Below are 25,879 nucleotides of genomic sequence, written 5' to 3' on the forward strand. Positions count from 1 at the left end.
AACGCCGGGGCTCAGAGGCCGAGCACCAGCACGGCCTGCATTGCCGTCCACGCCACCCAGCCCAGCAGCGCCGCCACGGCGGCGACCTGCAGGCCCAGCCACGCCGTCGCCCAAGCCGGGATCACCGCATCGCCGTCAACGCGCGTGCCCGCCGCGAGGTCGTGGCCGGCGCGATGGTCGTCGCGGAACATCACCAGCGCATGGCCGAGGTGGAGCAGCAACCAGCTGGGCCCCGCGGCGAGGAGGCGCAGCAGCACGCGCGGCAGGCCCGCCTTGCCGCCGTCGTTCGCCAACACGCGCAGGCCCAGCGCGCGCTTGCCCGGCGTGGCGCACCACGGCGAGGCCTCGAAGCCCACGAAGTACGCGGCCACCACGATCCAGGCCCAGAGGCCCGCGCTGAGCAGCGAGGCGAGCAACGCCTCCATGCCCTGCGTCATCGCCGCCATGAAGACGGTATCGGCCTGCAACGCACCAGCGAGGTCGAGCAGGGCGATGTGCCCGGCCCCGAACGCGCGATCCAGCGCGAGCTGCATGGCGCCTTCCATGCCCCCCCACGCCGAATGCGCGACCTGCAGGGGCCGCCAGGCCGCGGCGGTGACGAACGGCGACAGCAGGACGAGATCGAGGCTGTAGGCGGCATAGCGCGCCTTGAACGCCGCCGCACTCATGCCACTTCGGCGGGCTTGGCGCGCACCAGCACACGGCCCACCAGCAGGCCGGCCTCGTAAAGCAGCCACATCGGGATCATCAGCAGCACCATCGACAGACCGTCGGGCGGCGTCAGCAGTGCGGCGAGGATGGCGATGACGACGATGACGTAGCCGCGCCATTCGGAGAGCTGCGCCGGCGTGACCCAGCCGAGCATCAGCGCGACGAGTACCGCGATCGGCATCTCGAAGGCGAGGCCGGCGGCGAGCCCCATCACCAGCACGAAGCTCAAGTACGCGTTGATGTCCGGCATCATCGTCACGCCTTCGGGCACCGTCGCGGTAAGGAAGGCGAACATCGCCGGCAGCAGCACGAAGTAGGCGAAGGCGATGCCGACGTAGAACAGCAGCACCGCGGCGACCAGCAGGGGCAGGGCGAGGCGCTTCTCGTTGCGGTAGAGCCCGGGTGCGACGAAGGCCCAGGCCTGGTAGAGCATGAAGGGCACGGCCACCAGCAGGGCGACGAACAGCGTGAGCTTCATCGGCGCGAAGAACGGCGAGGCCACATCCACCGCGATCAGCTGGCCACTGTCGGGCAGGTGCGCGAGCAGCGGCGCCGCGAGGCGCGCGTAGAGCTCATTGGCGAAGGGCAGCAGGCCGAGGAAGGCGACGCCCAGCGCCAGCAACGCGCGCATCGTGCGCATGCGCAGCTCGAGCAGGTGGCCCATCAAGCCCAGGCCGGTGTCGGCGTCGTCGCTCATGGGACGGGCGGCTTGGGGTCGGCGGCGGGGTCGTTCGCGCCGGCCGGAGGCGTGACGTCGAGGCGCGTGGCATCGCCCACGCCCGACTGCAGCTCGCGCGCTTCGTCGTCGAGCTGCTTCACCGCGTCGCGGATCGCTTCGCGCTCGGCCTGCAGGGAGGCTTTCATATCCTCGGCAGCGAGCTCACGCTCCATCTCGGACTTCACCGCGAACCACTGGGCGCGCGCCTTGCGCACCCACAGGCCGGCGAAACGCGCCGCCTTCGGCAGGCGTTCGGGGCCGAGCACCACCAAGGCGATCACCCCGATGATGCCGATCTCCAGCCAGCCGAGCTCGAACATGGCGGTGGGTCAGCCGCGCCGGCGCTCAGGCGCCGGGACGGTCGTTTTCCTTGCGCTCGGTGGCGGCATCGACGCCCGGCTGCGGTGCGGGCGGATCCAGCTTGGCGGGCTCGTCCTGCGCCTCGCGCATGCCCTTCTTGAAGCTCTGGATGGCCTTGCCGAGGTCGCCGCCGGCGCTGATCAGCCGCTTCGTGCCGAAAACCACCAGCACGATCAGGAGGATGATGACGAGTTCGCGGAATCCCAGCATGGACGTGCTCCGAAGTCAGGGGCCAAGGATAGCCCGTCCGGCAGGCGGCCCGATGACCGCCGCCTCGCCTCAGCGCGCGGCCTGCGCGCTGGCTTCCTCGAGCTTGTCGCGGAAGCCGACGACGGCATTCACCTGCGGGCGGACGCGGTTCTCGAGGATCATCCGCGCGGTGACGTCGCGGCCGTAGACGCGGCGGTTGGCGCGGTTGTCGATGGCGATCACCGCGCCATCGAGCGCGATGCCGGCGAACAGGCCGCGGGCGCGCGAGTAGCTGTAGATCTCGGCCTTCAGCTGGCCGTCGGTGCTGGCCTGGGCGCTGCGGCCCACCGGGCCGGCCGCCACCGAGGCGTCGGCGCCGAGGGTGAACTTGCCGTTGACGATGTTGTCGACGCCGCGGCGGTTGCGGAACACCAGCACCACGTCGGCCGACTGCACGCCGGCCTGGAAGCCGAAGCTGCCGCCGCCGAGGGTGATGAAGGTGGGGTTCGACCAGGTGCCGTCGCTGCCACGCACGGCCATCAGGCCCTTGCCGCCGCGGCCGCCGAACACGAGGCCGGCCTTGACCACATCCGGCATCACCGCAATCGCCTCGGCTTCGCGCAGCAGGCGCTCGGGGATGGACTCCTCGGGGATGGCGAGGATCTCGGAGAGCACGCGCACGGCGTTGTCGGCGCGTTGGATTTCCCTTTCCTGCGCGTTCGCGGCGAAGGGCAGCATCAGGGCCAGCAGGGCGGTCAGCACCAGGCGCATGGGGCGCTCCTTGGGGATTTGGGGACGAACGAGTGTGGAAAACCGCGCTTGAGCGGGGCATGAACCCGGCCGTGACGCGCGGGCCGATCATAATGGCCCCCCGCCTCCGACGCCGAACCCGCATGCACACGGCTTTCCGCCCCGCGCCGACCGCCACGCCGAACGAGGACGCGGGCCGCACCGGCGTCCTGCTGGTCAACCTCGGCACGCCCGATGCGCCGACGCCGGCCGCCGTTCGGCGCTACCTGGCCGAGTTCCTGCACGACCACCGGGTGGTCGACCTCACCCGCTGGCTGTGGTGCCCGGTGCTGCACTTCATCATCCTGCCGCTGCGCTCGCCCAAGGTGGCGAAGAACTACGCCAGCATCTGGACGCCGGAAGGCTCGCCGCTGCTGGCGCTGTCGCAGCGCCTCGTCAACGGCGTGGCGCGCGCGCTGCCCGGCGTCGATGTGCGCCTGGCCATGCGCTACGGCAACCCGTCCGTTCCGGACGTCATGCGCGCGATGGAGGCCGACGGCTGCCGCCGCTTCGTCGTGCTGCCGCTGTACCCGCAGTACGCCGCCAGCACCTCGGCGAGCTCGCACGATGCGGTGATGCGCGAAGTGATGCGCTGGCGCCGCCAGCCCGAGCTGCGCCTGATCCAGGACTACCACCGCGATGCGGGCTGGGTGGCCGCAGTCGCCGAGAGCATCCGCGCGCACTGGGCCGCGAAGGGCCGCGGCGACCGCCTGCTGATGAGCTTCCACGGCATCCCGCAGCGCTTCGTCGCCGGTGGTGATCCCTACGCCGCGCAGTGCCGGGCCAGCGCCGAAGCCATCGCCGCGGCGCTCGGCCTCGGCGAGAACGAATGGGCGCTCACCTTCCAGTCGCGCTTCGGTCGCGAGCCCTGGCTGCAGCCCTACACCGACAAGACCCTCGAGCAGTGGGGCCGCGAAAGGGCCGGCACGGTCGACGTGGTCTGCCCGGGCTTCGCGGTGGACTGCCTCGAGACGCTCGAGGAGATCGCGGCCGAGAACGCCCATGCCTATGTCGAGGCCGGCGGCACGGCGCTGCGCTACGTGCCGGCCTTGAACGACGATGCCGCGCACGTCGACGCGCTGGCCGCGCTGCTGCGCCGTCATTTGGCAGGCTGGTCCGATGCGTGAGATCCGCCTGCCCGGCGGTCGCGGCGAGCTGGCCGCGCTGCGCTTCGGCGACCCCGACGGCCCGAAGCTGCTCGCACTTCACGGCTGGCTCGACAACGCCGCGAGCTTCGTGCCGCTGGCGGCGTCGCTGGAAGGTTTCGATGTCGTCGCGCTCGACCTGCCGGGGCACGGCGCTTCCGCGCATCGCGCCGCCGGGTACGACTACGTCTACGTCGACTGGCTGCACGACGTGCTCGACGCGCTCGACGCGCTCGGCTGGGAACGCGCCCACCTGCTGGGGCACTCGATGGGCGCAACGCTCGCCAGCACGCTCGCGGCCGCCGCGCCGGAGCGCGTGGCGAAACTCGCCTTGGTGGAAGGCCTCGGGCCCCTGGGCGGCCCGGCGGAGAGTGCCGGCACGCGCTTGCGCGAGGCCGTGGCGGCGCGCCGTGCGCTGGACGCGCGTCGCGAGGACGCACCCCGCGTGATCAAGGACATCGACACCGCGCTCGCCGCGCGCCTGCAGGCGACGCCGATGCGCGAAGCGGACGCGCGCCTGATCGTCGAACGCAACCTGCAGGCGGTGTCGGGTGGCTGGTCATGGCGCTCCGACCCGCGCCTGCGCCTGCCTTCGTCGACGCGCCTGCCGGAAGCCGCGATCCGCGCGATCCTGCAGGCCATCGACGCGCCGACGCTGCTGGTGGCGGCGGAGCCGTCACCGCCCTACTTCCCGCCGTCGCTTCGCGCCGAGCGCATCGCCTGCCTGCGCGACGCGAACCTGCACGTGCTCGAAGGCGGACACCACGTGCACATGGAGCGCGCGCCGGAGATCGGCGCGCTGCTGCGGGATTTCCTGCGCGATTAGGGCGCGTTGTCGGCCTCCGGGGCCTTTTCCTCGACGGCGTGGCTGATCGTCACACCGAGCTGGCCGTCCGGCTTGGCTTCGATCATGTAGTTGACGCTGCGATCGTCGCGCTGCCACAGCAGGGTGCTCGAACCGGGCTCGCTCATCGCCATCAGCGATGTCCAGCCGGCGGCCTTCATGTGCGCGTCGATGCGGGTGGTCAGCTCGGCAAGATCGCCGGGCATCGTTCCGCCGACGAAGCTGCTGGCGCCGACCACCATCGATGTGTCGAGCACGAGGCCTTCGGGCACCAGCACGTCGGACGGGAAGTCCGCGGGGATCGCCGCGGCATCGCCCTGCGAGGCGGAGAAGGCGCGGCCCTGCTCGTCCACGCCGGAAACGGTCTGGCCACCGTCCTCGATGTCGATCTCGGCATCAGTCATCGATTCGATGGCCGCTTCCGCCACCGCCTCGGTGGCGGTCTCCTCGGCGGCTTCCTGGGCCTTGCCGCAGGCGGCGAGCAGCGAGAAAGAAATGGCGGTGACGGCGAGGACGCGAAGCGCGGTGAGCGACAGCAACGGGGCGCGGGACATGGGAACCTTCGGGGGAGGGAGGGGGCGGCAACAGAGTGCCGGGCGGCGACGGATCGCGTCACCCCATCCATGGGGACGGTTCAGCCGGCGCTCAAGCCTTGGTCAAGGCACGAAGTTGCGCCTTCAGGCCGAGGCCACCATCGCTGCGCAGGAAGGTGCGCTCTTCGCGCCAGCCCGGGCTGCGCGCTTCCACTTCGCGCCAGAACGCCGCGGAGTGGTTGGCGTGGATCAGATGGCAGAGCTCGTGCACCAGCACGTATTCGAAGGCCGAGGGCGGGCCGAGCACGAGCGAGAGATCGAGCGAGACGGTGCCGTCCGGCGCCAAACTTCCCCACAGCGAGGACAGCGCGCGCACGCGGAACTCGCGCGGCGGGCGCGGCAGGTCCGGCAGGTAGGCCGGAAGCCAGCGATGGATGGCCGCACGCGCCTCCGCGCCGTAGAACTCCAGCAGGGCGCGACGCAAGGTCGCGGCCGATGCCGCGCGCGAGGCGTGGAACTGGAGACGCGCCCCACCTTGCGGCCACGTCGTGCTGGGGCCATCGACGCGCTCGATCCGCGCGCTGCGCCCTTCCATCCATTCCACCGGGAGTGATTCGCTGCCCAGCGGCAGCGCGTCGACGGCGCCGAACTGCCAGGCGACGGCCACGCGCGTGTCGCGGAAGCGCTGCCACTGCGCCGCGATCCAACCGGCATGGTCGTGCACGAAGGCATGGGCCACACGCTCGGAGACGCGCCATGGCACCGAGAGGCGCACGCCGCGCTCGCTGACGGTCAGGCGCAGGCGGCGCGCGCGACGATCACGCACGCGATGCAGCGGCACCGACGATCCGTCGGGAAGAAGGAAATCGACGCGAAGGCTTTCGCGCGAGGCGTCGGGCGCAGGAGCGAGGCCGAAGAGCGAGCGCAGCGCGGCCGTCATCGCGGACGGGGCCGCCACGCGGCGAGGCGCGCGCCCGCCTGTTCGCGGATCTTGCGGCGCAGGACACCACTCCAACCCAACAACAGCCCCGGCGTGCCGAGCGCCTGCCGGCTCCAGCGCCAGACGTCGAACTGGTCGATGTGGCGCACCACGAGGCCATCACGAAAGACGAAGGTGGCATCGATGCGGTTGTGCACGAGGCGGCCGGTCGCGCTGAAGCGGTAGTGCGCTTCCCAGTGCGCGCTGCCTTCGTGGGCGTCGGCGCGGATGGCACTGGCCTCGAGCGACCAGACGTCGCGGCCCTTCGCCTCCACCGCCTCGCAGAGCATCGACCACATCGCCATCACCGCATCGCGACCGGCGAGGCCGAAGACCGGATCCTCGAAGCGCACGTCGGGGGCATAGAGCGCAGCCATGCCCTTGGTGTCGAGTGCCGCGAAGGCGGCGTAGAAGGCCTCGATGCGGCGGGCGTTCTCGTGCAGCACGTCGGGGGCGGTCATGGTGGGCATCCGCCGGATTGGCGAGGGGTTGCCGGAAGTCTAGCGCGCTCTTGAGCGGCGGACGGCGCACGAGCGGCGGCGGAAAAAGCGACGCCCCGCCGAAGCGGGGCGTCGTGCGCAGCCCGGAGCAGAGTCACCTCGACGGTGACCGGCACCGGTGCGGATCACCACTGCAGGCGGAGGCCGAGCTTGAAGCTGTTGATGCCGTCCCCGAGCTCGGTCGACAGACCGGCCGACCACGCGCGATCGATGTGCCAGCGCACGCCCATCTCGGCCACTGCGCCATCGAACAGCGTGTAGCCCGAATCCTCGACGAGCGTGTAGCCGATCTTCGCGATGCCTTCGAGGTTGTCGGCCATCAAGCCGCGCAGGCCGACGCTGACCCGGTAGCCATCGACGTTGGCGTCCTCGCTCTCCCCATCGCGCGAGGCTTCGCCGCGGTAGTCGACATAGGCGACTTCACCGAGGACATGGAGGCGCTCGTCGATCGGCAGCGCGTAGCCGACGCCGCCAGTCAGGCGGCCAAGGTCGAAGTCCACGTCAACAAACTCGCCACTGGCGGTTTCGTAGCCGGCAAAGCCGTAGAAGTCGCTTTCGCCGAACGCGAGGCTGGCGTTGATGCCGCCGCCATTGCCGCTGAGGTCGAGGTCATCGACGACGTCGATGTTGAGATTGTTGTAGTGCGCCTCAACGTAGGTGTAGGACAGGGGGGACTCGGCGGCCTGTGCGGCGGGGGCGGCGGCGAGGGCGAGGGCGAGGCCCAGCAGGGCCGAGAGGGTGGTGCGGTTCATCGTGACGCTCCTTGGTGGAATGGCCGTCGCGAGGGCGGCGGCCGGTGACCCGCCGTCATGGCGGGGAATTTCGAATCGGGATGACGCCGTGGATCAGTCGACGCGGCTGAGCTTCAGCGCCTTCTCGAGCACGCCGAACAGCGTGTGCAGTTCCGCACTGAACAGCGCGTAGCGCGCGTCCAGCTCGGCGGCCAGCGAGTCGCGCTCGGTGTTCTCGAGCTGGTCGACGGCGCCGTCGAGGAACTTCAGCTTGCGGACGATGAGGTCTTCGCCGAGCACGAAGCTCACATGGTCGTCGAGCACGAGGGCGAGCTTGGTGACCTGCTTGCCGGTCTCGAGGTGCTTGGTGATCTCGTCGGCGGTGAGCTCCTGGCGCTGCGCCTTCACCACCGCGCCGCCATCGACGGGATCCTTCAGCTCGCACTCGTCGCCGAGCGTGAGGCCCTCGGGCAGCGGCTCGCCGGTGAGCCAGCCGGTCATCACCGCGCGCACCGACACTTCGGGATTCACCGGCACCGCCGGGAAGCTGCCCATCGCGTGGCGCAGTTCGGAAACGACGTTCTCGGCCGACTTCTTCGACGACGCGTCGACGGCGACGATGCCGTGCTTGAGGTCGATCGAGGCCGAGGTGCGCGAGCCCTTGATGAAGGCCTTGGGCAGCATCTCGTGGATCAGGTCGTCCTTGAGCTGCTTGCGCGCCTTGCCGCCGAGCTTGCGGCCTTCCTTCGCTTCGATCTCGGCGAGCTTCTTCGCCAGCGCGTCGTTCACCACCGCACCGGGCAGAAGGCGGTCTTCGCGGCCGAGGCTCACCCAGGTGAAGTCACCGAGGCGATGCGTCATCGCCGTGCCCTCGCCCCCCATCGGTGGCACAAAGCCGCGGCTGCCGAGCTCGAGCGGACCGACCGGCTTGAGCGGGTGCTCGACGAGGCGGTCTTCGAGGGTTTCCAGCGCGGCGTTGAGCGAGGACGGGAAGCGGAAGAACGTGAGGTTGCGGAAGAACATGCGGATCCTGGAAAAGAGAATTCAGCGGGGAAGCGCGGCGAGCTGGCGGTCGTGCCAGCGGCCGAGCGTCGCGAGCGCGAGCATGGCGCCGAAGCCGGCCCAGGCCATGTCGCTTTGCGTGTCCCAGGCGTAACCCTGGGTGCCGAGAAACGCCTCGGCGGCCTCGTTCGACATCAGCGCCACCCACCACTCGATGAGTTCGTAGAAGGCCGAGAACCCGAGGCAGAAGGCGACGATAAGGAAAGCACGCCAGCCGGCGCCATTCACCACGCCGAGGCGCAGGAACAGCTCGCGGGCGATCATCGCGGGCACGACGCCCTGCGCGAAGTGGCCGAGCTTGTCGTAGTTGTTGCGGGTGCCATCCATCCAATCGCGCACCCAGTCGCCGAGCGGCACTTCGGCATAGGTGTAGTGGCCGCCGACGATCAGGATGATCGAATGCAGCAGCACCAGCACGTACAGCAGCAGCGTCAACGGGAAGCGCGCGCGCGTGGCGGCCAGTACCGCGAAGAAACCCAGCGCGGGGGCCACCTCCAGCCACCAGGTGAGCCGATCCTTCGGGCCGATGGCCGACCACGCCAGCACGGCGAGGAACACCGCGCCCCAGGCCAGCGCGCCGGGCGAACGCAACGACGGATTGCTCACGGGTTCCAGATCGGGTCGAATGCCTTGGCGCGCAGCGCGGCCAGGGCATCGGGCTTCGGCGCGGCCGGCGTCGCCTCGTCATCGGCGGCGGCCGGCGAATGGGCCATCCAGGCCTCCGGGTCGGGCAGCGGTGCATCGGCGCGGCGGCCCAGCGCCATGAAGTCGAACAGGGTCCGGTCGGAAAGCTGCGAGGGGCGCACGTCGCCGAGCGCGCGGCTGATCGTCTCGAGGCGGCCGGGCGATTCCTTCTCCCATTGATCGAGCATGCGCTTCACGACCTTGCGCTGCAGGTTCTCCTGCGAGCCGCACAGCGTGCAGGGGATGATCGGGAAGGCCTTCGCTTCGGCATAGGCCGCGATGTCGGCCTCCTTCACGTAGGCCAGCGGGCGGATCACCGTGTGCTTGCCGTCATCGCTCTGCAGCTTCGGCGGCATGCCGCTCAGCTTCGCGTGGAAGAACAGGTTGAGGAAGAAGGTGGCCAGCAGGTCGTCGCGGTGGTGGCCCAGCGCGATCTTGGTGAAGCCGTTCTGCTCGGCGTAGGTGTAGAGCGCACCGCGGCGCAGGCGCGAGCACAGCGAGCACATCGTCTTGCCCTCGGGCACGACGCGCTTCACCACCGAGTAGGTGTCCTGCTCGAGGATGTGGAAGGGCTGCTCGATGCTTTCCAAGTACTCGGGAAGCACGTGCTCGGGGAAGCCCGGCTGCTTCTGGTCGAGGTTCACGGCGACCAGCTCGAAGCGTACCGGGGCCTTGGCCTGCAGTTGGCGCAGGACGTCGAGCATCGTGTAGCTGTCCTTGCCACCGGAGAGGCAGACCATGACGCGGTCGCCCTCTTCGATCATCCCGAAGTCGGCGATGGCCTGGCCGACCTGGTGGCGCAGGCGCTTCTGCAGTCTGTGGAGTTCATGCGCGTCGCCTGCGGCGGGGGCGGGGCGCGTCTCGGCGAGGGCCATGGGGCAGCAGGGTGTCGCGACGTGGGGCGCCATTCTACCGCCTGAGGCGCCCCCCCCTGCCCGGAGCCCGACGGCCGGGTGTAGGCTCGGGGGCGGCATGCACCCCTACGACCCCGGCCAACTCGCGCACCGCCTCGTGGAGCTCAAGAGCGAGCACCGCGACCTCGACGCCGCCATCGCCGCGCTGGCCGCCAGCCCGGACTGCGACGAGCTGCGGCTCAAGCGCATGAAGAAGCGGAAGCTGGCCGTGAAGGACCAGATCGCCCGGATCGAGAACCAGCTGATCCCCGACCTCGACGCCTGAGGCGCGCCGCCCTCAGCCCTTGAACGCGGGCCGCTCGCCGGTCGTGCGCCCACCGCCACCGCCGGTCTCGCCGGTGATGTGGGTGATGGTCTGGCGCAGTTCGCGGCCGAGGACGATCTTGGCGTCCTTGTCCCAGGCCATCAGCGCCTCGTCGAAGTCGAGCTTGCCGTTCGGGCAGAGCCAGACGAGGTTGAGCTCGCGCAGCTTGGCGATGAAGCCGCGGAACAGCGTCTTGTCGAAGAACTCCGGCGCGGCCGGCGCGTACAGCAGCGACAGGCGCTGCGCCGCCAGCTGGCAGAAGCTCTCCAGCTCGCTGGCGCTGATGCTGCGCGGGCCGCGGCGCACGAGGGTGGCGATGGCGATGAAGTAGCGCTCGAAGGCCTGCTGCAGCGAGTGCGCGATCGCACGGAGCCGGAAGACCTCGTCGGTCTGGCCCGGGCCGCGGGTCAGGAAGCCGCCGTCGTCCTCGCTGGCCACCGAGAGCAGGCCCTCGGCCACGAACAGGTTGATCGTGGCATCGAGGCGCTCGGCGAACTCGGCGTCGTTCCAGGGCAGAAACAGCTCGGCCTTGATGAACGGGTAGATCGTCTTGCCCAGGCGCAGCACGCCGGCGCGGCTGATGCGCCGGTTGTTCTGGAAGCACAGCGCGATCCACGCCGGTGCGGCGAACAGGTGCAGCACGTTGTTGCGGAAGTAGCTCTGCAGGACGGCGGTGTCGCCTTCCATCGAGAACACGTCGCCGAGCGGGTGCTTCACGCGGCGGATCACGCCCATCGTCTCGCCGTAGGCCACGATCTGCTCGGGCGACATCGGCGTGACGGTGACGCGGTCGCTGTAGGGCAGCGCGGCGAGCAGCTTCTTCGACAGCGCGAGCTGCGCCAGCAGGTCGGCCTCATCCATCGCGTGCTTCGGCGTGGCCAGCAGGGCCACGGCGAGCAGGTTGATGGGGTTCACGTCGGCGGCGCGGTTGATGTTGACGTGGATACGTTGGGCGATGTCGTCGACAACGTCGCCGAACCACTCGGGCTTGGCATCGGGGCCCAGCGCCTCGCCGGACCAGCCTTCGGCGCGCTCGGCGAGGACCTCGCTGAGATGGATGGGTTCGCCGAAGCTCACCGCCACCTGGCCGTAGCGGCGCCGCAACGTGCCCATCGCGGCGACGACGAGGGCGCCGATGCTTTCCTTCTGCTTCGGCCGGCCGGTGAGCTCGTCGAGGTAGCTGTCGCCCTCGATCAGCTTCTCGTAGCCGATGTAGATCGGCTGGAACACCACCGGGCGACGCGGCGCACGCAGGAAGGCGCGCAGGGTCATCGCGATCATGCCGCCCTTGGGCTGCAGCAGGCGTCCGGTGCGCGAGCGGCCGCCCTCGATGAAGTACTCGATCGAGAAGCCTTCACCCACCAGCTGCGCCACGTACTCGCCGAGCACGGCGGCATACAGCGCATTGCCCTTGATGCTGCGGCGGATGAAGAACGCGCCGCCGCGACGGAGGATCGGGCCGATCACCGGCATGTTGAGGTTGATGCCGGCCACGATGTGGGGCGGGACGATGCCGTTCTTGTAGAGCAGGTAGCTCAGCAAGAGGTAGTCCATGTGGCTGCGGTGGCTCGGCACGTAGATCACCTCGCGCCCGGGCGCCACGGCCTTGAGGCTGTCGAGGTGGTGCATCTGCACGCCGTCGTAGATGCGGTTCCAGAACGCGGTGAGGCCGAAGCTCAACGAGCGCACCACCGGGTGCGAGTAGTCGGCCGCGATCTCCCACGCGTACTTGTAGGCCTTCTTCCAGGCCTCGGCCGGCGTGGAGTTTTCGCGGCGTGCGGTGTCGGCAATCGCCTTGCGCACTGGCTCGGCGTCGACCACGCGGTCGACCAGCAGGCGGCGCGTGGAAAGATCCGGCCCGATGATGGCCTCGCGGACGCGGCGGAAGTGGCCGCGCAGCACGCGCGCGGTCTTGCGCACGGCGCGCTCGTGCGGAAGCTCCTCGGTGAGGATCTCGCGCACCGGGAAGCCGGGGGAGAAACGCACCACAGTGCCACGGCCGTTGAGCAGGATCGCCAACAGCCTCCGGAAGCGGCCCACGAGGGCCCAGTTCTCGGAGAACAGCACCGAGAACCAGCCGCTCTGCCGGTCCGGGGCGCGGCCCACGAGGATCGACACCGGCACCAGCTGCACGTCCTGCTTCGGGTTCAGGCGATGCGCCATCAGCAGGCGCGCGAGCGCGTCGGAGTGCGTCTTGTTGGCCGGACGGCCGATGCTGCCGTTGCGACGCCGAGACAGCGCCACGTAGGCGCGCCCACGGCCCAGCGGGTCACCCGGCAGCGGTGCCAAGGGCGACGGCAGGCCGGCTTCGCGGCAGGCGCGGTCGAGGATCAGCATGTTGCTGATGCCGTAGTGCTCGAGCACATAGCAGACCGGGCGGTCGAGCGTGATCGGCGGCACGTCGGGATCGCGGGTGATCTCGATCCACGGGTTCAGCAACCACTCGAGCAGGCGGGCCCACCAGGGCGGACGCACGTAGCCGGTCACGGGCGAATCAGTAGCCATCGGGCGGCGCTCGCGCGTCAGTTCGCCGGCGCGGCGGCGGGCGCAGCCGCTGAATCGGCCATCCCAGTGGCCGGCGCGGCGTCCAGTTCAGCCACCGAGCGTTCCAGCGCCTCAATGGCGTCCTCGCGGTACCAGCCGCCGTCGATCTGGCGCATCGGCTGCTCGAAGCGGACCTCCTGGCCGAGCAGCGGGTAGCGCACGCGCACCAAGGCGCTCGGGCCGTCGATGGCGATCACTTCGGCCTGCACCTGCGACAAGGCCGCATCGGCATCGATGCCGTAGGCGGACACCACTTCCTTGAACGCACGGAAGGCGACGCCGGCCTTCTCGAGCATCGGGTCGTACTCCAGCGCCTCGATGGCCGCGACGTCCGGCAGGTCCAGCTCGCGGGCGGTGCGCACCGCGACGCCCAAGGCCTGCTTTGCGCGCTCGCGATCGGTGAACTGGGCCTGGTCGCCGGCCCATTCGGCCAGCGCCGTGACGACGCCGGTGGCATGGCCCTTCTCGGCCTCGCTCATCGTCTCGCTGGCGCTGATCGCGGTGGTGGCGAAGCCCGACAGCATGGTGACGCCGAGCGTCCACTTCGGGCCGAGCTCCTGTTCGAGCGCGACGAGTTTCGGCTCGGCCTTGGCCCACAGCGCGGCCTCGGCATCGGGCGCGGTGAGTTGGGCCATCAGCTCGGCATAGCGCTGCGCCTGCTCGGCATCGACCGGATTCTTCGCCGCCACCTGCTGGCGCCACAGCGCCTTCTGCTGGGCGTGCATCGCCGGCGGTAGGCTGAGTTCGGCATAGCGCTTCAGGTCGCCCTCGCGCAGGGCTTCGGCCAGCGCTTCCACGGCGGCGACGGGCTCATCGGGCGCGCCCGGCACGGGCTCGGCGTCACGCTGGCAGGCCGCTAGCGCCAACAGGGCGAGCAGCAGGCCGACGCGGCCGACGCGGGTCGACAGGGGACGGGTCCAAGGCGTCAGCAAGGGAAAAATCCAGCGCAGCTCGAAGGACGGCGGAGGGTAGCAGATCGCCCCTTAAGCCTTGGTTCGGCGCCCGGGCCGGCGCCTCAGTCCCGCAGCGCCGCCCGCTTCGCCGCGCGCTGGGCGTCGCGCGACAGGCTGCGGTCGTTGCCGTACAGGGACGACTCCCAGCTGCCGTAGCTCGGGTTGGCCAACATGAACCAACGCTGCCCCACCCAGGCGTCGAAGCCCTGCAGCTGCGTGGCGCGGGCCTCGAGGCCGTTGTCGGCGACGGAGACGAAATCACCGAGCTGGTCGCCGAACTGCATCAGCACGCGGTAGCGCCGAGCCACGAACTGGCGGCGGCAGCCCTTGTCGCTGCCCTTGGGCACGCAGCCCGGCGTCTCGACGCCGAGGCCGAGGAACTGCGATTCCGCCGCCGGCGGGAAGCCCACGGCTTCGAGGTTCCGGCGCGTGACGGCCGACTTCGCGTGCTCGCGGTTGGTCAGGTAGATCATGGTGATGCCGCGCTTGGCCGCCGCCTGCGCGAACTCCGGCGCACCGGCGACGGCGGTGGCGCGGGCCTCGTCGACCCAGGCGTTCCAGGTGGCGTCGTCGAAGCTGCCGTCCTCGCGGATCAGGCGCACCTGGTAGGGGCTGTTGTCGAGGACGGTCTCGTCCACGTCGACGATGATCGCCGGCGGCAGGCCGGCGACCGGCGCCACGCGGTCGTTCGGCGTCAGGGCGTCCCACGAGGCATCGGCGAGGGCGGCGTCGAGCAGTCGCTCGGCGCTGCGCCAGGCCTGCCGGTGCGCCATGCGCGCCTCGACCGAGGACTGCACCCACGCCGTGGCATTCAGGTTGTCGTGCGCGGGCACCGCCGGCTCGGACGCCGCCGGCTTGGGCATCGGCGTGGCCGCGGGGGCCTCGGCGACGGTCTGGCACCCGGCGAGGGCCGCGGACAGGGCGAGGACGAGGGCGGCGGAGCGAAGACGGGTCATGGCGGGGCGCTTGCGGGGTCGGATCGAAAGGAGGGCGGGAGTCTAGCGGCGGTGTCGTGGCGGCTTCGTGGCGGGCCTGCCGGCGGTTCAGCCGAGCGGCAACGGCGCCTGCATCGGGTCGATGTGGCCTTCGCCGGCCATGATCTTCTTGAACTCGCCGCGCGACACCGAGACGTAGCGGTCGTTGCCGCCGATCTCCACCTGCGGGCCGTCGGTCACGGCGTGGCCATGCTCGTCGACGCGGACCACCATCGTCGCCTTGCGGCCGGTGTGGCAGATGGTCTTGATCTCGACGAGGTTGTCGGCCCAGGCCAGCAGGTACTGGCTGCCCTCGAAGAGCTCGCCGCGGAAGTCGGTGCGCAGGCCGTAGGCCAGCACCGGCACGCTCAGCGCATCGACGATCTCGGTGAGCTGCCACACCTGCGCCTTCGACAGGAACTGCGCCTCGTCGACCAGCACGCAGCCCAGTGGGCCGCGCGCGGCCACATCCTCGCGGGCGAGGCGCTCGAGGTCGTCGTCGCGGGTGAACACGGTGCCGCGGGCCTGAAGGCCGATGCGCGAGGCCACCACGCCTTCGCCGGCACGGGTGTCGAGGCGCGGCGTGAGGATCAGCGTGCGCATCCCGCGCTCGTGGTAGTTGTGCGCGCTTTGCAGCAGCGTCGTGGTCTTCCCGGCGTTCATCGCCGAGTAGTAGAAGTAGAGCTTGGCCATGCGCCCATTCTAGCGGGCGCATGGCCTGCGGCCGCCGTGGATCAGCGCGGCGAACCGTCCGTGTCGTCTTCGCGCGGCGGGGGATTGGCCGTGGTGGAGACGGGCCCAACGTCAACCATCGCCGGACGCGCCTCCTTCCAGACGCGCTCCTGCCACGCCCAGTAGGTGTCCGCTTCCCAATAGCGGTCGTCGTAGTAGTCCTTGGCCGAGACCGTCTCCGTACCGCCCGGACCGGGGATCTGGATGCTCACCGACCCGGACACGGCACCGGTGCGGCTGCCAACGACGCTCTTGCGCTCACGCGACATGACCTGTTCTTTGCGCGGCTTCGCCACCGCGTCGCCGTACTCGGCGTAGAGTCGCCGGCCCTCTTCGAGCGCGCGCTCGCGCTCGTCGGCGCTGAGTTCGTTCCAGTACATCTCGCGCTTGATGACGAAGGGGCGCCACATGCGCTCGGCGGCCAGGTCCATCCACGCGTAAGCCATCGCGCGATCCTGCGCCACGCCCTGCCCGTTCCAGTACATCTCGCCCAACATGCCCTGTGAAGGCTTGTCGGCGAAGCGAGCAGCACGCGTGAAGCGCACGAAGGCCTCTTCATACTCGCCGTCACGGAAGCGCTCGACGCCGCGGCTGCGGTACATCAAGTCCGGATGGGCATTCATGAAGCCCGCCGCCATGACCTCCGCGCTAGGCTCGTCGACCGGCCCCTGGCCGCCGGACTGGGCGACCGCGGGAAGGGAGAGGGAGAGGGAGAGCGCCAGCAGGCTGGCGGCAAGGGGACGCGTGAGGTTCAGTGGCATTGGGGGCCTTCCTTCGGCAAGTCAACCAGGGGGTTGAGCGTAGTGTGCCGAAACCAGGCGCCCCCGGCGCCCCCCGGAAGTCACGCCGTGACCATGGTCATGCCGCCTGCGACAATGCGGCCCATCGTTCCGTCGCAAGATCCCCATGTCCCTCAACGCCCCGCAGCGCGAAGCCGTGCTGTACACGCAGGGCCCGCTGCTCGTGCTCGCCGGCGCCGGCTCCGGCAAGACCCGCGTGATCACCGAGAAGATCGCCCACCTCATCGCGAGCGGCCAGCGCGAGGCGCGGCACATCGCGGCCATCACCTTCACCAACAAGTCGGCGAAGGAGATGAAGGAGCGCGTGGCGAAGCGGGTGCGCGGCGACGCGGCGGAAGGCCTGACGATCAGCACCTTCCACGCGCTGGGCCTGCGCTTCCTGCAGCAGGAGGCCGGCCGCGCCGGGCTGAAGCGCGGCTTCTCGGTGTTCGATGCCGACGACCAGATGGGCATCGTCAAGGACCTGATGCCGCCGGGCACCAAGAACGACGTGCTTGAACGCCTGCGCGGACTCGTCTCGCGCGCCAAGAACGAGGCGATGACGCCCGAGCAGGCCATGGAGATCGCCAAGTCCGCCGTCGAGCGCGAGGCGGCGAACCTGTACGCCAAGTACCAGCAGCGCCTCGCCGCCTTCAACGCGGTGGATTTCGACGATCTGATCCGCCTGCCGGTGCAGATGCTGGAGGCCGACCCCGACTTCGCCGCCGGCTGGCGCGAGCGCCTGCGCTACTTGCTGGTCGACGAATGCCAGGACACCAACGGCGCGCAGTACCGGCTCCTGAAGCAACTCGCCGGCCCGAAGGGCAGCTTCACCTGCGTGGGCGACGACGACCAGAGCATTTACGCCTGGCGCGGCGCGCAGCCGGAGAACCTGAACCTTCTCGGCAGCGACTACCCGGCGCTGAAGATCATCAAGCTCGAGCAGAACTACCGCTGCGGCGCGCGCATCCTGCGGCTGGCGAACACGCTGATCGCGAACAACCCGCACGAGCACCTGAAGACGCTGTGGAGCGACCAGCGCGAGGGCGACAAGATCAAGGTCTGGCGCTGCGAGAACAACGAGCACGAGGCCGATCGCGTCGCCGCGGAGATCGATTACCTGAGCAAGGCGAAGGAAATCCCGTTCGGCGAGTTCGCCGTGCTGTTCCGCGGCAACCACCAGAGCCGGGCGCTGGAGAAATCGCTGCAGCTGCTGCGCATCCCTTATCACCTCACCGGCGGCACGGCCTTCCTCGAGCGCGCCGAAGTGAAGGACGCGCTGGCCTGGCTGCGCCTCGTGGCCAATGCCGACGACGATGCGGCCTTCCTACGTTCCGTCTCGTCACCCGCGCGCGGCATCGGCGGCACCTCGCTGGCCAAGCTCGCGGAGCTGGCCCAAGCGCACCACCTCTCGCTGGACGGCGCCGCACGGCAGATGTCGATCCTGAAGCAGCTGCAGCCGCGCATCGCCGCCGCGCTGGGCGAATTCACCGGGATCGTCGATCGCCTTCGCGACGATTCGGAGCGCATGCCGGCGAAGGACATCGTGCTGGCCTTGGCCGAGCGCAGCGGCATGCTCGAGGCCTTCCGCACGATGAGCAAGGACAAGGCCGGCTACGAGCGGCGCAAAGCGAACCTCGACGAGTTGGCCGACTGGTTCGATGGCCCGAAGAGCAGCGTTGGCGACCTCGCGGCGCAGATGATGCTGCTCAGCCACGCCGACCGCGGCGAGCCGGGCAACGCCGTGCGGCTGATGAGCCTGCACGGCAGCAAAGGCCTGGAGTTCCGCGCGGTGTTCCTGGTCGGCCTCGAGGACGGCACGCTGCCGCACGAGGCCAGCATGGAGGAAGGCCGCATCGACGAGGAGCGCCGCCTGCTCTACGTCGGCATCACCCGCGCCAAGGAGCACCTCGTGCTCTCGCACTCGCGGGAAACCAAGCGTTGGGGCGACACCATCAAGCTGGCCCCCAGCCGCTTCCTCGACGAGTTGCCGCAGTCGGACCTCCAGCGTGACGGCGCCGATCCGGAGGCCGAGGCCGAATCCAAGAAGCAGCGCGGCCGCGCCCACCTCGCGGCCATGGCGGCGCTGTTCGACGCGCCGAAATAGCTGCCGGCGCGATCAGCCCGTCAACGCTGGCAGCGCGGGCACCACACGGTGGCGCGCTGCCCGAGGCGCAGGCCCTTCAGCGCCGTGCCGCAGACCTTGCAGGCCTCGCCCTCGCGGCCGTAGACGAAGAGTTCCTGCTCGAAGTAACCCGGCAGGCCGTCGGGATTGAGGAAGTCGCGCAGCGTGGTGCCGCCGCGCTCGATGGCATGGCCGAGGATGCGCTTCACGGCCGCGGCGAGGCGGTCGTAGCGCTCGCGGGTGACGCGGCCCGCCGGCGTGGTCGGGCGGATGCCGGCTTCGAACAAGGCTTCCGCGGCGTAGATGTTGCCGACGCCGACCACGACGGCCTGGTCCATCACGAAGGTCTTGACCGAGGCCTTCTTGCCACGCGACGCGGTGAACAGCGTCTCGCCACTGAACGCGTCGGACAGCGGTTCGGGGCCGAGGCCGGCGAGCAGTTCATGCAGTTCGCCGGGCGGTTGCCAGAGCAGGCAGCCGAAGCGGCGCGGGTCGGTGAAGCGGAGCACCCGGCCATCGTCGAGGCCGACGTCGACGTGGTCGTGCGGCCCGAGCGGCGCCGACGCCGGCAGGACCCGCATCACGCCGCTCATGCCGAGGTGCCAGAGCGCGCTACCCGCCGCCGTGTGCGTGAGCAGGTACTTCGCGCGTCGCTCGACGGCCTCGATGCGCTGGCCGGGAAGGCATTCGCGCACGTCTGCGGGGATCGGCCAGCGGAGGTCGGGCCGGCGCAAGGTGACGCCGGTGACGCGACGACCTTCCAGATGCGGCGCAAGGCCGCGCCGCGTGGTCTCGACTTCGGGCAGTTCAGGCATCGGCGGCGGACGTGTGAAAGAGGGTCGCAGTGTAGGCCCGGTGGCCCGCCTCGCATTGCGGTACCTCCGGTGCGGCCTTACGCTCCGCCCTCACCCCGGGAAGCCCGATGGACACCAGCCCCGACGACGCCCAGCGACGGATCGTCCAGAACGCGGCGCACATGCGCCTGCTCGGGCTTTGGCTGGTCCTCCTTCCGGTCGCGGTGGTCCTGTACGAGCTTCAGGCGCCGGCGATCATGTGGGCCCTCGCCGCCGCGAACGTGCTCGTCTGGCCCTGGGTGGCGCGCCGCATGGCGCTCAACCACCCGCAACCGCTAGCCATGGAACGCCGCAACCTGCACATCGACTCGCTGATGGCCGGCCTGTGGGTGGCACTGATGCAGTTCAACGCCGTGCCGTCGCTGATGCTCGCCTCCATCATCCTGATGGACAAGTTCGCCTTCGGTGGGCCGCGGCTCGCCTTTCGCTGCGGCCTCGTCTTCCTCGCTTCCGCTGCCGCCGTGGCGGCGCTGGGCGAGTTCGCCTTCGCGCCGGAAAGCTCCTGGGCGGCCATTGCTGCATCGGCACCGGCCTTGATGGTCTACCCCTCTGCCATCGCGTTCTCGGCATGGCGCCTCTCGCAGCAGCTCGGCGGCCATCGCCGGGCGCTGGCCTCGCTGGTGCGCACCGATCCGCTCACCGGCGTGGCCAACCCGAGGGCGCTGCAGGAGGCGACCGAGCACGAGTTCCGCCGCTTCCGTCGCAGCGGCCATCGCGCCAGCTTCATGGTGGTGGACGTCGACCGTTTCCGTCTGCTCAACGACGTGCACGGCCGCGCCGCCGGCGACGCCGCGCTGCAGGCCATTGCCGCGGTGCTCCGCAAGACCCTGCGCGACACCGACACCTGCGGCCGCCTCGGTGGCGATCGTTTCGGCCTCGTGCTGACGGATGCCAGCGGCAGCGGCGTGGGAGAGCTCGCCGAACGCCTGCGCCATGCGCTCGCCGAGCGCCTGCTCCATGACGCCAGCGGCGCCCATCCGACGGTGAGCATCGGCTACGCGCAGATCGACGCCGGCATGCTCACGAGTACGCAATGGATCGCGGCGGCCGAGTCGGCGCTGCGCGCCGCGAAGTCGGCGGGGCGCAACCGCAGCATGTCGGCGCCTGCCTTCGGCAGCCTCGGCCCATGACCACGACCGGCCGGCGGGCAGCGGCGCTGCTGTTCGCCGCGCTCGGCATCGGGGCGGCGCTGGCGGCGGCCCCGACCCCGGCGCAACTGGACGCCCTCCAAGCACTGCGCCTGAGCAACCCGGGCGCCTTCCTCGCGCAGCTGCGGGCCGTCGAGGCCGGACCACCGCCGACCGACCCGCTGCTCCGCGACCAGCTGGGCCTGCTCGGGGCGCAGGCGATGGCGCTGGAATCGCGCTTCCCCGAGGCGCTGCAACGCGCCGACCAACTGGCCCGCGACGCCGCTGACGAAGCCACCCGCCTGCGCGCCGCGGCCGTCGCGGTGAACGTGCAAGCCGCCAGCCGCGAGTTCCTCGATGGGCAGAAGCGCCTCGAAGCCCTGCTCGCCACCGTCGAGCCGCTGCCCGACAGCGCCGTTCGACGTCATGTCGATCTCGTGGCAGCGGTGTTCTACAACCAGCTGTCGCAGTCCGAGATCGCCCTGCGTCACGCAGAGCGCGTCCTCGCCGGCGATGCCGCCCCCGTCGAGCGGTGCGCCGCGTCCATGCAAGCACTGGAGGCCCGGCTGACGCGTGCGCCGCACCAGCTGGACGAAGCCGAGTTCGACGGTGTCTCGGTCCTGTGCGCGGGCAACGAAACCGTGCTCGCGGCTCGCTACGTCGACGTCCTCCGCAGCCGCTGGTGGATCGCGGAGGGCCACGCTGGCCGCGCCGCCGAACATCTCTTGACCCGGATGCCCGACTTGCAGGCCACCGGCTTCGCGCCGTTGCTGGCCGAAGCCCATGCGGAGCTGGCCGAGGCGCTGCTCGCCACGGGACGGCTGGACGAGGCACAGACTCAGACCGACGCCGTGCTGGCCCTCAGTGCCGGCCTGCCCAGCGGCCTGCCCCTGCTCTCGGCGCGACGCACCCGCTACGAGATCGCGCTGGCCCGCGGCAATGACCGGGTGGCCTTGGGCGAACTGCAGGCCGTGCTCACGGCGGAGCGCGCGTACGAGGACGAAATGCGGCATCTGCTCGCCGCCTACGAGGCCGGCCGCCAGGAGTCCCTCGCGCGCCAACAGGCCCTCGCGCTGGTCGAGCAGCGCAACGCGCAGCTGACGCTGGACGCGGCGCACAGCGAGCGCACCACCACGTTCTTCACCCTGCTGGCGGCGCCACTGGTCCTGGCTTTCGTCGCCCTGCTCGGCTGGACGTGGCATTCACGCCGACTGCGGCGTCGACTCCGCGAGCGCATGCAAATCGATGCGCTGACGACGCTGTGGACGCGACAACAGTTCGCGGAACAGGCCGCTGCGTCGCTGGCCGCCGCCGAACGCCGCGCGCAGCCGATGGCGCTGGTGCTCCTCGACCTCGACCATTTCTCGCTGGTGAACTCGCAGCACGGCCACCTGTCCGGCGACGCCCTGCTGGCCGCCGTCGGCGCCACGCTCGCCCGCCTCCAGGAGCCCGGTCGCCACTTCGGTCGATTGGGTGGCGAGGAGTTCGCCGTGCTGCTGCCGGGCGCGGGCCTCGACGAGGGGCTCGCGTTCGCCGAGCGCTGCCGCAGCGCCATCGCCGCCACCCGCGCCACCGCCTACGACGGCCGTGCCGGGCTGGCCATCACTGCGAGCTTCGGTGTCGTCTCGACCACCGCTGCGGGCTACCGCCTCCGCGACCTGCTGGCGAACGCCGACCAGGCGCTTTACCGCGCGAAGAGCGCCGGGCGGAACCGCGTGGCGGCCGCGGTGGTCGTGCCGATGGATGGCGCCGAGGTCCCGGCATGAGCCGTTCCACGCTGCTGGCCGTCGCGCTGGCGTTCGCGCCCTTGCCAGCGACGGCCACTCCCATCGCCTATGCACAAGGCCCCGGTGAGCTGATGCAACGGTTCGATGGGGACGGCAGCGGCAGGGTCGACGAGTCCGAATACGTGGCCTACCTCTCGGTCGGCTTCCAGGCCCGCGACGCCGATGCCAACGGCGTGCTCGAAGGCGAGGAGCTTCCCCCCGGCGCGAAGCCTCTCGCGAGGGCCGACAACGAGGCTCGCCTGCGCCGCCAGTTCGCCCGGCAGGACGCCAACCGCGATGGCGCGCTGGATGCGCGCGAGCTGCTCGCACCGCCGCGCGGCTGAGCAGGGCGCCCGCCGCCACGTGAGGGGCGCGCGATTGTCGCGCCGGCATGACGATCCGTTGCGATGCAGAGGCTGCGCCCGAGGGCACGCGGACGGACGATGCCCGCCATCGCCGGCCCGCCCGGCTTCCGCATCGAGGAAAGCACCATGATCACCCCCCGCCCCGGCCACGAGCGCGGCCGCGCCTCGCACGGCTGGCTGCAAGGCTTCCACAGTTTTTCCTTCGCCGATTACTTCGACCCGAAGCACGTGCAGTTCGGGCCGCTGCGCGTCATCAACGAGGACCGCATCGCCGCCGGCACCGGCTTCGGAAAGCACGGCCACCGCGACATGGAGATCGTCAGCTACGTGCTCGACGGCGCGTTGGCGCACGAGGACTCGATGGGCAACCGCGCCAGCATCGTGCCGGGCGAAGTGCAGCGCATGAGCGCCGGCACCGGCGTGTTGCACTCGGAGTTCAACCACAACCCGAGCGGCGAAACGCACTTCCTGCAGATCTGGATCCTCCCGGACCGTGGCGGCATCGCCCCGGGCTACGAGCAGAAGATGTTCGGCCCCGAGGAGAAGCGCGGCCGCCTGCGCCTTGTGCTGAGCCCCGACGGCACGCAGGGCTCGGTGCGCATCCAGCAGCAGGCGCGGATGTACGCCGGGCTGTTCGATGGCGACGAGAGCGCCACGCTGCCGCTGGCGTCGGGCCGCCTCGGTTACGTGCATCTCGCGCGCGGCGCGGCCAAGGTCAACGGCCACGTGCTGCGCGCCGGCGACGCGCTGAAGTTCGAGGACGAACCGACCGTCGCGATCGAGGCCGGCGAAGGCGCCGAGGTGCTGGTGTTCGACCTGCCGCGAGGCTGAGGTCGCCGCCCGCCGCCACCTACCGTCCTCGGGGGCCGGTGGGCACACTGGCGCGCATGCCCACACCCGCACCGGACGCCATCGCGCTCGCCGCGCCGCCGTTCCAGCTCCGCCCGTTCGCCGCGGGTGATCTCGCGCTTTACGCGGGACTGTTCACCGACGACGAGGTCATGCGGGCGGTGGGCCCGACGTTCACGCCCGACCGCGCCGCGCGTGCGGCCGCGGCGTCCTTGCGCCATCAGGGCGATGCCGAGGGGCGGTTCCGGCACTGGGTGATCGAACACCCCGAGGGCACGGCCGGGCTTCTGGGCCTTGCGCTTCGGGGCAAGGGCTGGCGCGATGGCGAGGCCGAGCTTGGCGTGCTGCTTTGGCCGGCGTGGCAAGGGCGCGGGGCCGCCACGGCCGCGATCACGGCCGTCCGTCCCTGGGCCTTCGATATCGCTGGGCTGGGGGGCCTCACCTGCCATCACGCCGAAGCGCATACCGGCGCCGCGGCGCTGATGCAGCGGGTCGGCTTCACGCGCTGTCCGCCGCGGTCGGGCGCCCCACTCCCGGTGGGCTGGGAGTGCAGGAGCAGCGCGGCGGTGCGTCCGCTCGGCTAGGCTCGTGGCTTCGCTTCCCTGACCGAGCCCATGCCCTCCGACCTCCCGATCACCTCGCCCCGTGGCCATCTGGCCTGCGTGGGTCTCGGCATGATGCTCGGCGCCCACCTGACGCCGCGTTCCCGCGGCTGGATCGAAGCGGCGGACGTCGTGTTCGTGGCCGCCAGCGACGCCCTGGTCGAGCAATGGGTCGCGACGATCAATCCGCGCATCGTGAGCCTGCAGGGCTTCTATGCGGAGGGGAAGCCGCGCCAGCAGACCTACCGCGAGATGGCCGAGGCGATGCTCGCCGAAGTCCGCGCCGGCAAGCGCGTGGTCGGCGCCTTCTACGGGCATCCCGGCGTGTTCGCACAGGTGCCGCACGCGTCGATCGCGCAGGCCCGCGCGGAGGGCTTCGAGGCGGTGATGGACCCCGGCATCTCCGCCGAGGATTGCCTCTACGCCGATCTCGGGCTCGATCCCGGCAAGGTGGGCTGCGCGCACTTCGAAGCCAGCCAGCTGCTGTTCTACCGCCGCGTCATCGACACCAGCGCCTGGCTGGTGCTCTGGCAGGTCGGCCTGGCCGGGGATCGCACCTACGCGGTGCGCGCCAGCACCGTCGAGCAGCGCCAACGCCTGGTGGACCGACTGCTGCGCGACTACCCCGCCGACCACCCGGTGACGATCTACGAGGCCGCCACCCTGCCGATCGGCCGGCCGCGCGTCGACCCCGTGCCGCTGGCCCGACTCGCGCACGCGACGCTGCACATGCACAGCACGCTCGTGGTGCCACCGGCCCGGGCGCTGGAGCCGGAGCAGGCGTGACCGAACGGCGCTAGCATCAAGCCCACCGGCCGCGAAACGGCGCACGCGCCTCGCCATGACCCCATCGCCGATCGATCGCGTTCTTGCCGCGCCCGGGCTCTGCGCAGCCGTCATGCGCGCCGTCCTCGCCGGGGTTCTGGCCCTCGGCCTCCTCGTCGGCGCAAGTCCGGCGGCGGCCGCGCCCGCGGCCCGCGAAGGGAGCGATGAGGCCCTCGAGCAGGAAATGCAGCGCCTGTTCGCCCTGCGCACGGTCGATGCCCCGGCCTTCGTGACGCGGACCCGCGAACTCGAGGCCGCGCCGCCACCGTTGAGGCTCGGGCAGCGCCAGTTCCTGAGGTTCCTCAGCGCCAACCGCGCGGCATTCGAGGGTCGCTTCGCCGAAGCCATCACGCTGGCGGAGCCGCTGGCCGGATCGGCCGAGGATCCCAAACTGGGCCTGGCAGCCGGCACTTTCGTCATCAACATGCGCGCGGGCACGCGCGAGTTCGAAGCCGGCCTCCGCGAGCTCGATCGCTTGCTGAAGGCGAACACGAAGGCCGAAGGCCCGCTGCGCGACGAAGTCCGCGGGCTATGGGCCGTCGCCGCGATCTTCTACGCGGAACTCGAGAAACCCGAGCTCTCGGCCTGGTACGCGAAGCGCCTCGCCGAGGATTCGCCATCGCCGCGGCAAGCGTGTACGGCGAGCCATTTCGTCGTTCGTGCACGCCAGGCCTCGGGCGATCCGGGCTTGTCTTCGGACGATTTCGACCGGGTGGATCAAACCTGCCGCGCCGCCGACGAGGACGCCGTGATGCTGGGGTTCTCGGCGCTCTCCTTTGTCCGCTTCCTGCGCGAACGCGACCGCCCGGCCGAAGCCCTTGGCCTGCTCGAGGAGCGCGTGGGCCGGATCGAATCCACGCGCTATCCGCGCCTGATGGCCGAGGCCTACGCGCTGGACGCCGAGCTGCTGCTCGCCGCCGG

26 protein-coding genes and 3 pseudogenes are annotated in these 25,879 nt (G+C 70.6%); 11 read left to right on the forward strand and 18 right to left on the reverse strand.

Annotation, left to right across the window (positions count from 1 at the left end):
• Positions 1-11 precede the first annotated feature (11 nt).
• The 5 genes and pseudogenes from O9280_RS02490 to O9280_RS02510 all read right to left on the reverse strand — a co-directional run bounded on the left by O9280_RS02490 (position 12) and on the right by O9280_RS02510 (position 2,749).
• Complete coding sequence (locus O9280_RS02490; protein WP_298338300.1) at positions 12-668, reverse strand: RDD family protein; 657 nt, start codon at positions 666-668, stop codon at positions 12-14.
• On the reverse strand, positions 665-1,408 hold the full coding sequence (gene tatC, locus O9280_RS02495) for a twin-arginine translocase subunit TatC (RefSeq protein WP_298338302.1): 744 nt from the start codon (positions 1,406-1,408) through the stop codon (positions 665-667). Before tatC ends, O9280_RS02490 begins: the two co-directional genes overlap by 4 nt.
• A gap of 89 nt (positions 1,409-1,497) precedes the next feature.
• Positions 1,498-1,749, reverse strand: a pseudogene (gene tatB, locus O9280_RS02500) (Sec-independent protein translocase protein TatB); the annotation flags it as partial.
• 25 nt (positions 1,750-1,774) lie between these two features.
• The gene (gene tatA / locus O9280_RS02505; protein WP_298338304.1) at positions 1,775-1,999 is read right to left on the reverse strand and encodes a twin-arginine translocase TatA/TatE family subunit; all 225 of its coding nucleotides are present in this window, start codon (positions 1,997-1,999) and stop codon (positions 1,775-1,777) included.
• A 69-nt stretch (positions 2,000-2,068) separates the two neighbouring features.
• Positions 2,069-2,749, reverse strand: a complete 681-nt coding sequence (locus tag O9280_RS02510) for a lipid-binding SYLF domain-containing protein (RefSeq protein ID WP_298338306.1) — start codon at positions 2,747-2,749, stop codon at positions 2,069-2,071.
• Between the two features lie 122 nt (positions 2,750-2,871).
• On the opposite strand from O9280_RS02510, the gene hemH reads away from it, so the two are divergent.
• Both hemH and O9280_RS02520 read left to right on the forward strand, forming a co-directional pair.
• Complete coding sequence (gene hemH / locus O9280_RS02515; RefSeq protein ID WP_298338308.1) at positions 2,872-3,894, forward strand: ferrochelatase; 1,023 nt, start codon at positions 2,872-2,874, stop codon at positions 3,892-3,894.
• A complete protein-coding gene (locus tag O9280_RS02520; protein ID WP_298338311.1) occupies positions 3,887-4,738 on the forward strand; it encodes an alpha/beta hydrolase in 852 nt (283 codons plus the stop codon). Before hemH ends, O9280_RS02520 begins: the two co-directional genes overlap by 8 nt.
• Here the strand turns inward: O9280_RS02520 and O9280_RS02525 are convergent.
• The 7 genes and pseudogenes from O9280_RS02525 to ttcA all read right to left on the reverse strand — a co-directional run.
• On the reverse strand, positions 4,735-5,310 hold the full coding sequence (locus O9280_RS02525) for a hypothetical protein (RefSeq protein ID WP_298338313.1): 576 nt from the start codon (positions 5,308-5,310) through the stop codon (positions 4,735-4,737). The genes O9280_RS02520 and O9280_RS02525 overlap by 4 nt on opposite strands.
• A 91-nt stretch (positions 5,311-5,401) precedes the next feature.
• Positions 5,402-6,247 carry a SprT family zinc-dependent metalloprotease gene (locus O9280_RS02530; RefSeq protein WP_343228717.1) on the reverse strand — a complete coding sequence of 282 codons (846 nt, stop codon included), beginning with the start codon at positions 6,245-6,247 and terminating at the stop codon, positions 5,402-5,404.
• Positions 6,226-6,729 carry a nuclear transport factor 2 family protein gene (locus O9280_RS02535; protein ID WP_298338315.1) on the reverse strand — a complete coding sequence of 168 codons (504 nt, stop codon included), beginning with the start codon at positions 6,727-6,729 and terminating at the stop codon, positions 6,226-6,228. Before O9280_RS02535 ends, O9280_RS02530 begins: the two co-directional genes overlap by 22 nt.
• A gap of 164 nt (positions 6,730-6,893) precedes the next feature.
• Positions 6,894-7,520, reverse strand: coding sequence for an outer membrane beta-barrel protein (locus O9280_RS02540; protein ID WP_298338317.1), 627 nt, complete (start codon positions 7,518-7,520; stop codon positions 6,894-6,896).
• 93 nt (positions 7,521-7,613) lie between these two features.
• Positions 7,614-8,522 carry a recombination-associated protein RdgC gene (locus O9280_RS02545; RefSeq protein ID WP_297865285.1) on the reverse strand — a complete coding sequence of 303 codons (909 nt, stop codon included), beginning with the start codon at positions 8,520-8,522 and terminating at the stop codon, positions 7,614-7,616.
• Between the two features lie 21 nt (positions 8,523-8,543).
• On the reverse strand, positions 8,544-9,167 hold the full coding sequence (locus tag O9280_RS02550; RefSeq protein ID WP_298338319.1) for a DUF2238 domain-containing protein: 624 nt from the start codon (positions 9,165-9,167) through the stop codon (positions 8,544-8,546).
• An 89-nt stretch (positions 9,168-9,256) separates the two neighbouring features.
• Positions 9,257-10,063: pseudogene (gene ttcA, locus O9280_RS02555) on the reverse strand (tRNA 2-thiocytidine(32) synthetase TtcA); the annotation flags it as partial.
• A 154-nt stretch (positions 10,064-10,217) separates the two neighbouring features.
• Here ttcA and O9280_RS02560 point away from each other — a divergent pair.
• Positions 10,218-10,424 carry a DUF465 domain-containing protein gene (locus O9280_RS02560; RefSeq protein ID WP_298338321.1) on the forward strand — a complete coding sequence of 69 codons (207 nt, stop codon included), beginning with the start codon at positions 10,218-10,220 and terminating at the stop codon, positions 10,422-10,424.
• A 12-nt stretch (positions 10,425-10,436) separates the two neighbouring features.
• On the opposite strand, the pseudogene plsB reads toward O9280_RS02560, so the two are convergent.
• The 5 genes and pseudogenes from plsB to O9280_RS02585 all read right to left on the reverse strand — a co-directional run.
• Positions 10,437-12,935: pseudogene (plsB, locus tag O9280_RS02565) on the reverse strand (glycerol-3-phosphate 1-O-acyltransferase PlsB); the annotation flags it as partial.
• Positions 12,936-12,985: 50 nt separating this feature from the next.
• Positions 12,986-13,939 (reverse strand): hypothetical protein, encoded by a 954-nt coding sequence (locus O9280_RS02570; protein ID WP_298338323.1) that lies wholly within the window; start codon positions 13,937-13,939, stop codon positions 12,986-12,988.
• An 83-nt stretch (positions 13,940-14,022) separates the two neighbouring features.
• Positions 14,023-14,916 carry an HAD family acid phosphatase gene (locus tag O9280_RS02575; protein ID WP_298338325.1) on the reverse strand — a complete coding sequence of 298 codons (894 nt, stop codon included), beginning with the start codon at positions 14,914-14,916 and terminating at the stop codon, positions 14,023-14,025.
• A gap of 87 nt (positions 14,917-15,003) precedes the next feature.
• On the reverse strand, positions 15,004-15,627 hold the full coding sequence (locus tag O9280_RS02580) for a thymidine kinase (protein ID WP_298338327.1): 624 nt from the start codon (positions 15,625-15,627) through the stop codon (positions 15,004-15,006).
• Positions 15,628-15,668: 41 nt separating this feature from the next.
• Entirely contained in the window at positions 15,669-16,427 is a 759-nt protein-coding gene (locus O9280_RS02585; protein WP_298338328.1) for a sel1 repeat family protein, read from the reverse strand.
• 145 nt (positions 16,428-16,572) lie between these two features.
• On the opposite strand from O9280_RS02585, the gene O9280_RS02590 reads away from it, so the two are divergent.
• Positions 16,573-18,552, forward strand: a complete 1,980-nt coding sequence (locus tag O9280_RS02590) for a UvrD-helicase domain-containing protein (RefSeq protein ID WP_298338330.1) — start codon at positions 16,573-16,575, stop codon at positions 18,550-18,552.
• A gap of 20 nt (positions 18,553-18,572) precedes the next feature.
• Here O9280_RS02590 and mutM read toward each other — a convergent pair whose 3' ends face one another.
• On the reverse strand, positions 18,573-19,385 hold the full coding sequence (mutM, locus tag O9280_RS02595; RefSeq protein ID WP_298338332.1) for a bifunctional DNA-formamidopyrimidine glycosylase/DNA-(apurinic or apyrimidinic site) lyase: 813 nt from the start codon (positions 19,383-19,385) through the stop codon (positions 18,573-18,575).
• A gap of 107 nt (positions 19,386-19,492) precedes the next feature.
• On the opposite strand from mutM, the gene O9280_RS02600 reads away from it, so the two are divergent.
• The 7 genes from O9280_RS02600 to O9280_RS02630 form a co-directional block, all read left to right on the forward strand.
• Positions 19,493-20,554, forward strand: coding sequence for a sensor domain-containing diguanylate cyclase (locus O9280_RS02600; RefSeq protein WP_298338334.1), 1,062 nt, complete (start codon positions 19,493-19,495; stop codon positions 20,552-20,554).
• Positions 20,551-22,317 carry a GGDEF domain-containing protein gene (locus tag O9280_RS02605; RefSeq protein WP_298338336.1) on the forward strand — a complete coding sequence of 589 codons (1,767 nt, stop codon included), beginning with the start codon at positions 20,551-20,553 and terminating at the stop codon, positions 22,315-22,317. Before O9280_RS02600 ends, O9280_RS02605 begins: the two co-directional genes overlap by 4 nt.
• On the forward strand, positions 22,314-22,661 hold the full coding sequence (locus O9280_RS02610) for a calcium-dependent protein kinase 21 (RefSeq protein WP_298338338.1): 348 nt from the start codon (positions 22,314-22,316) through the stop codon (positions 22,659-22,661). The genes O9280_RS02605 and O9280_RS02610 overlap by 4 nt, the downstream gene beginning before the upstream one ends.
• A 147-nt stretch (positions 22,662-22,808) precedes the next feature.
• Complete coding sequence (locus O9280_RS02615) at positions 22,809-23,513, forward strand: pirin family protein (RefSeq protein ID WP_298338381.1); 705 nt, start codon at positions 22,809-22,811, stop codon at positions 23,511-23,513.
• 56 nt (positions 23,514-23,569) lie between these two features.
• Positions 23,570-24,115: a GNAT family N-acetyltransferase gene (locus O9280_RS02620; protein ID WP_298338340.1), complete on the forward strand. Its 546-nt coding sequence runs from the start codon at positions 23,570-23,572 to the stop codon at positions 24,113-24,115.
• Positions 24,116-24,145: 30 nt separating this feature from the next.
• The gene (locus O9280_RS02625) at positions 24,146-24,919 is read left to right on the forward strand and encodes an SAM-dependent methyltransferase (protein WP_298338342.1); all 774 of its coding nucleotides are present in this window, start codon (positions 24,146-24,148) and stop codon (positions 24,917-24,919) included.
• A 55-nt stretch (positions 24,920-24,974) separates the two neighbouring features.
• A partial coding sequence (locus tag O9280_RS02630) for a hypothetical protein (protein ID WP_298338344.1) occupies positions 24,975-25,879 on the forward strand: 905 nt, incomplete at its 3' end.

Source organism: Silanimonas sp. (genome assembly GCF_027531545.1).
Taxonomy (GTDB): domain Bacteria; phylum Pseudomonadota; class Gammaproteobacteria; order Xanthomonadales; family Xanthomonadaceae; genus Silanimonas.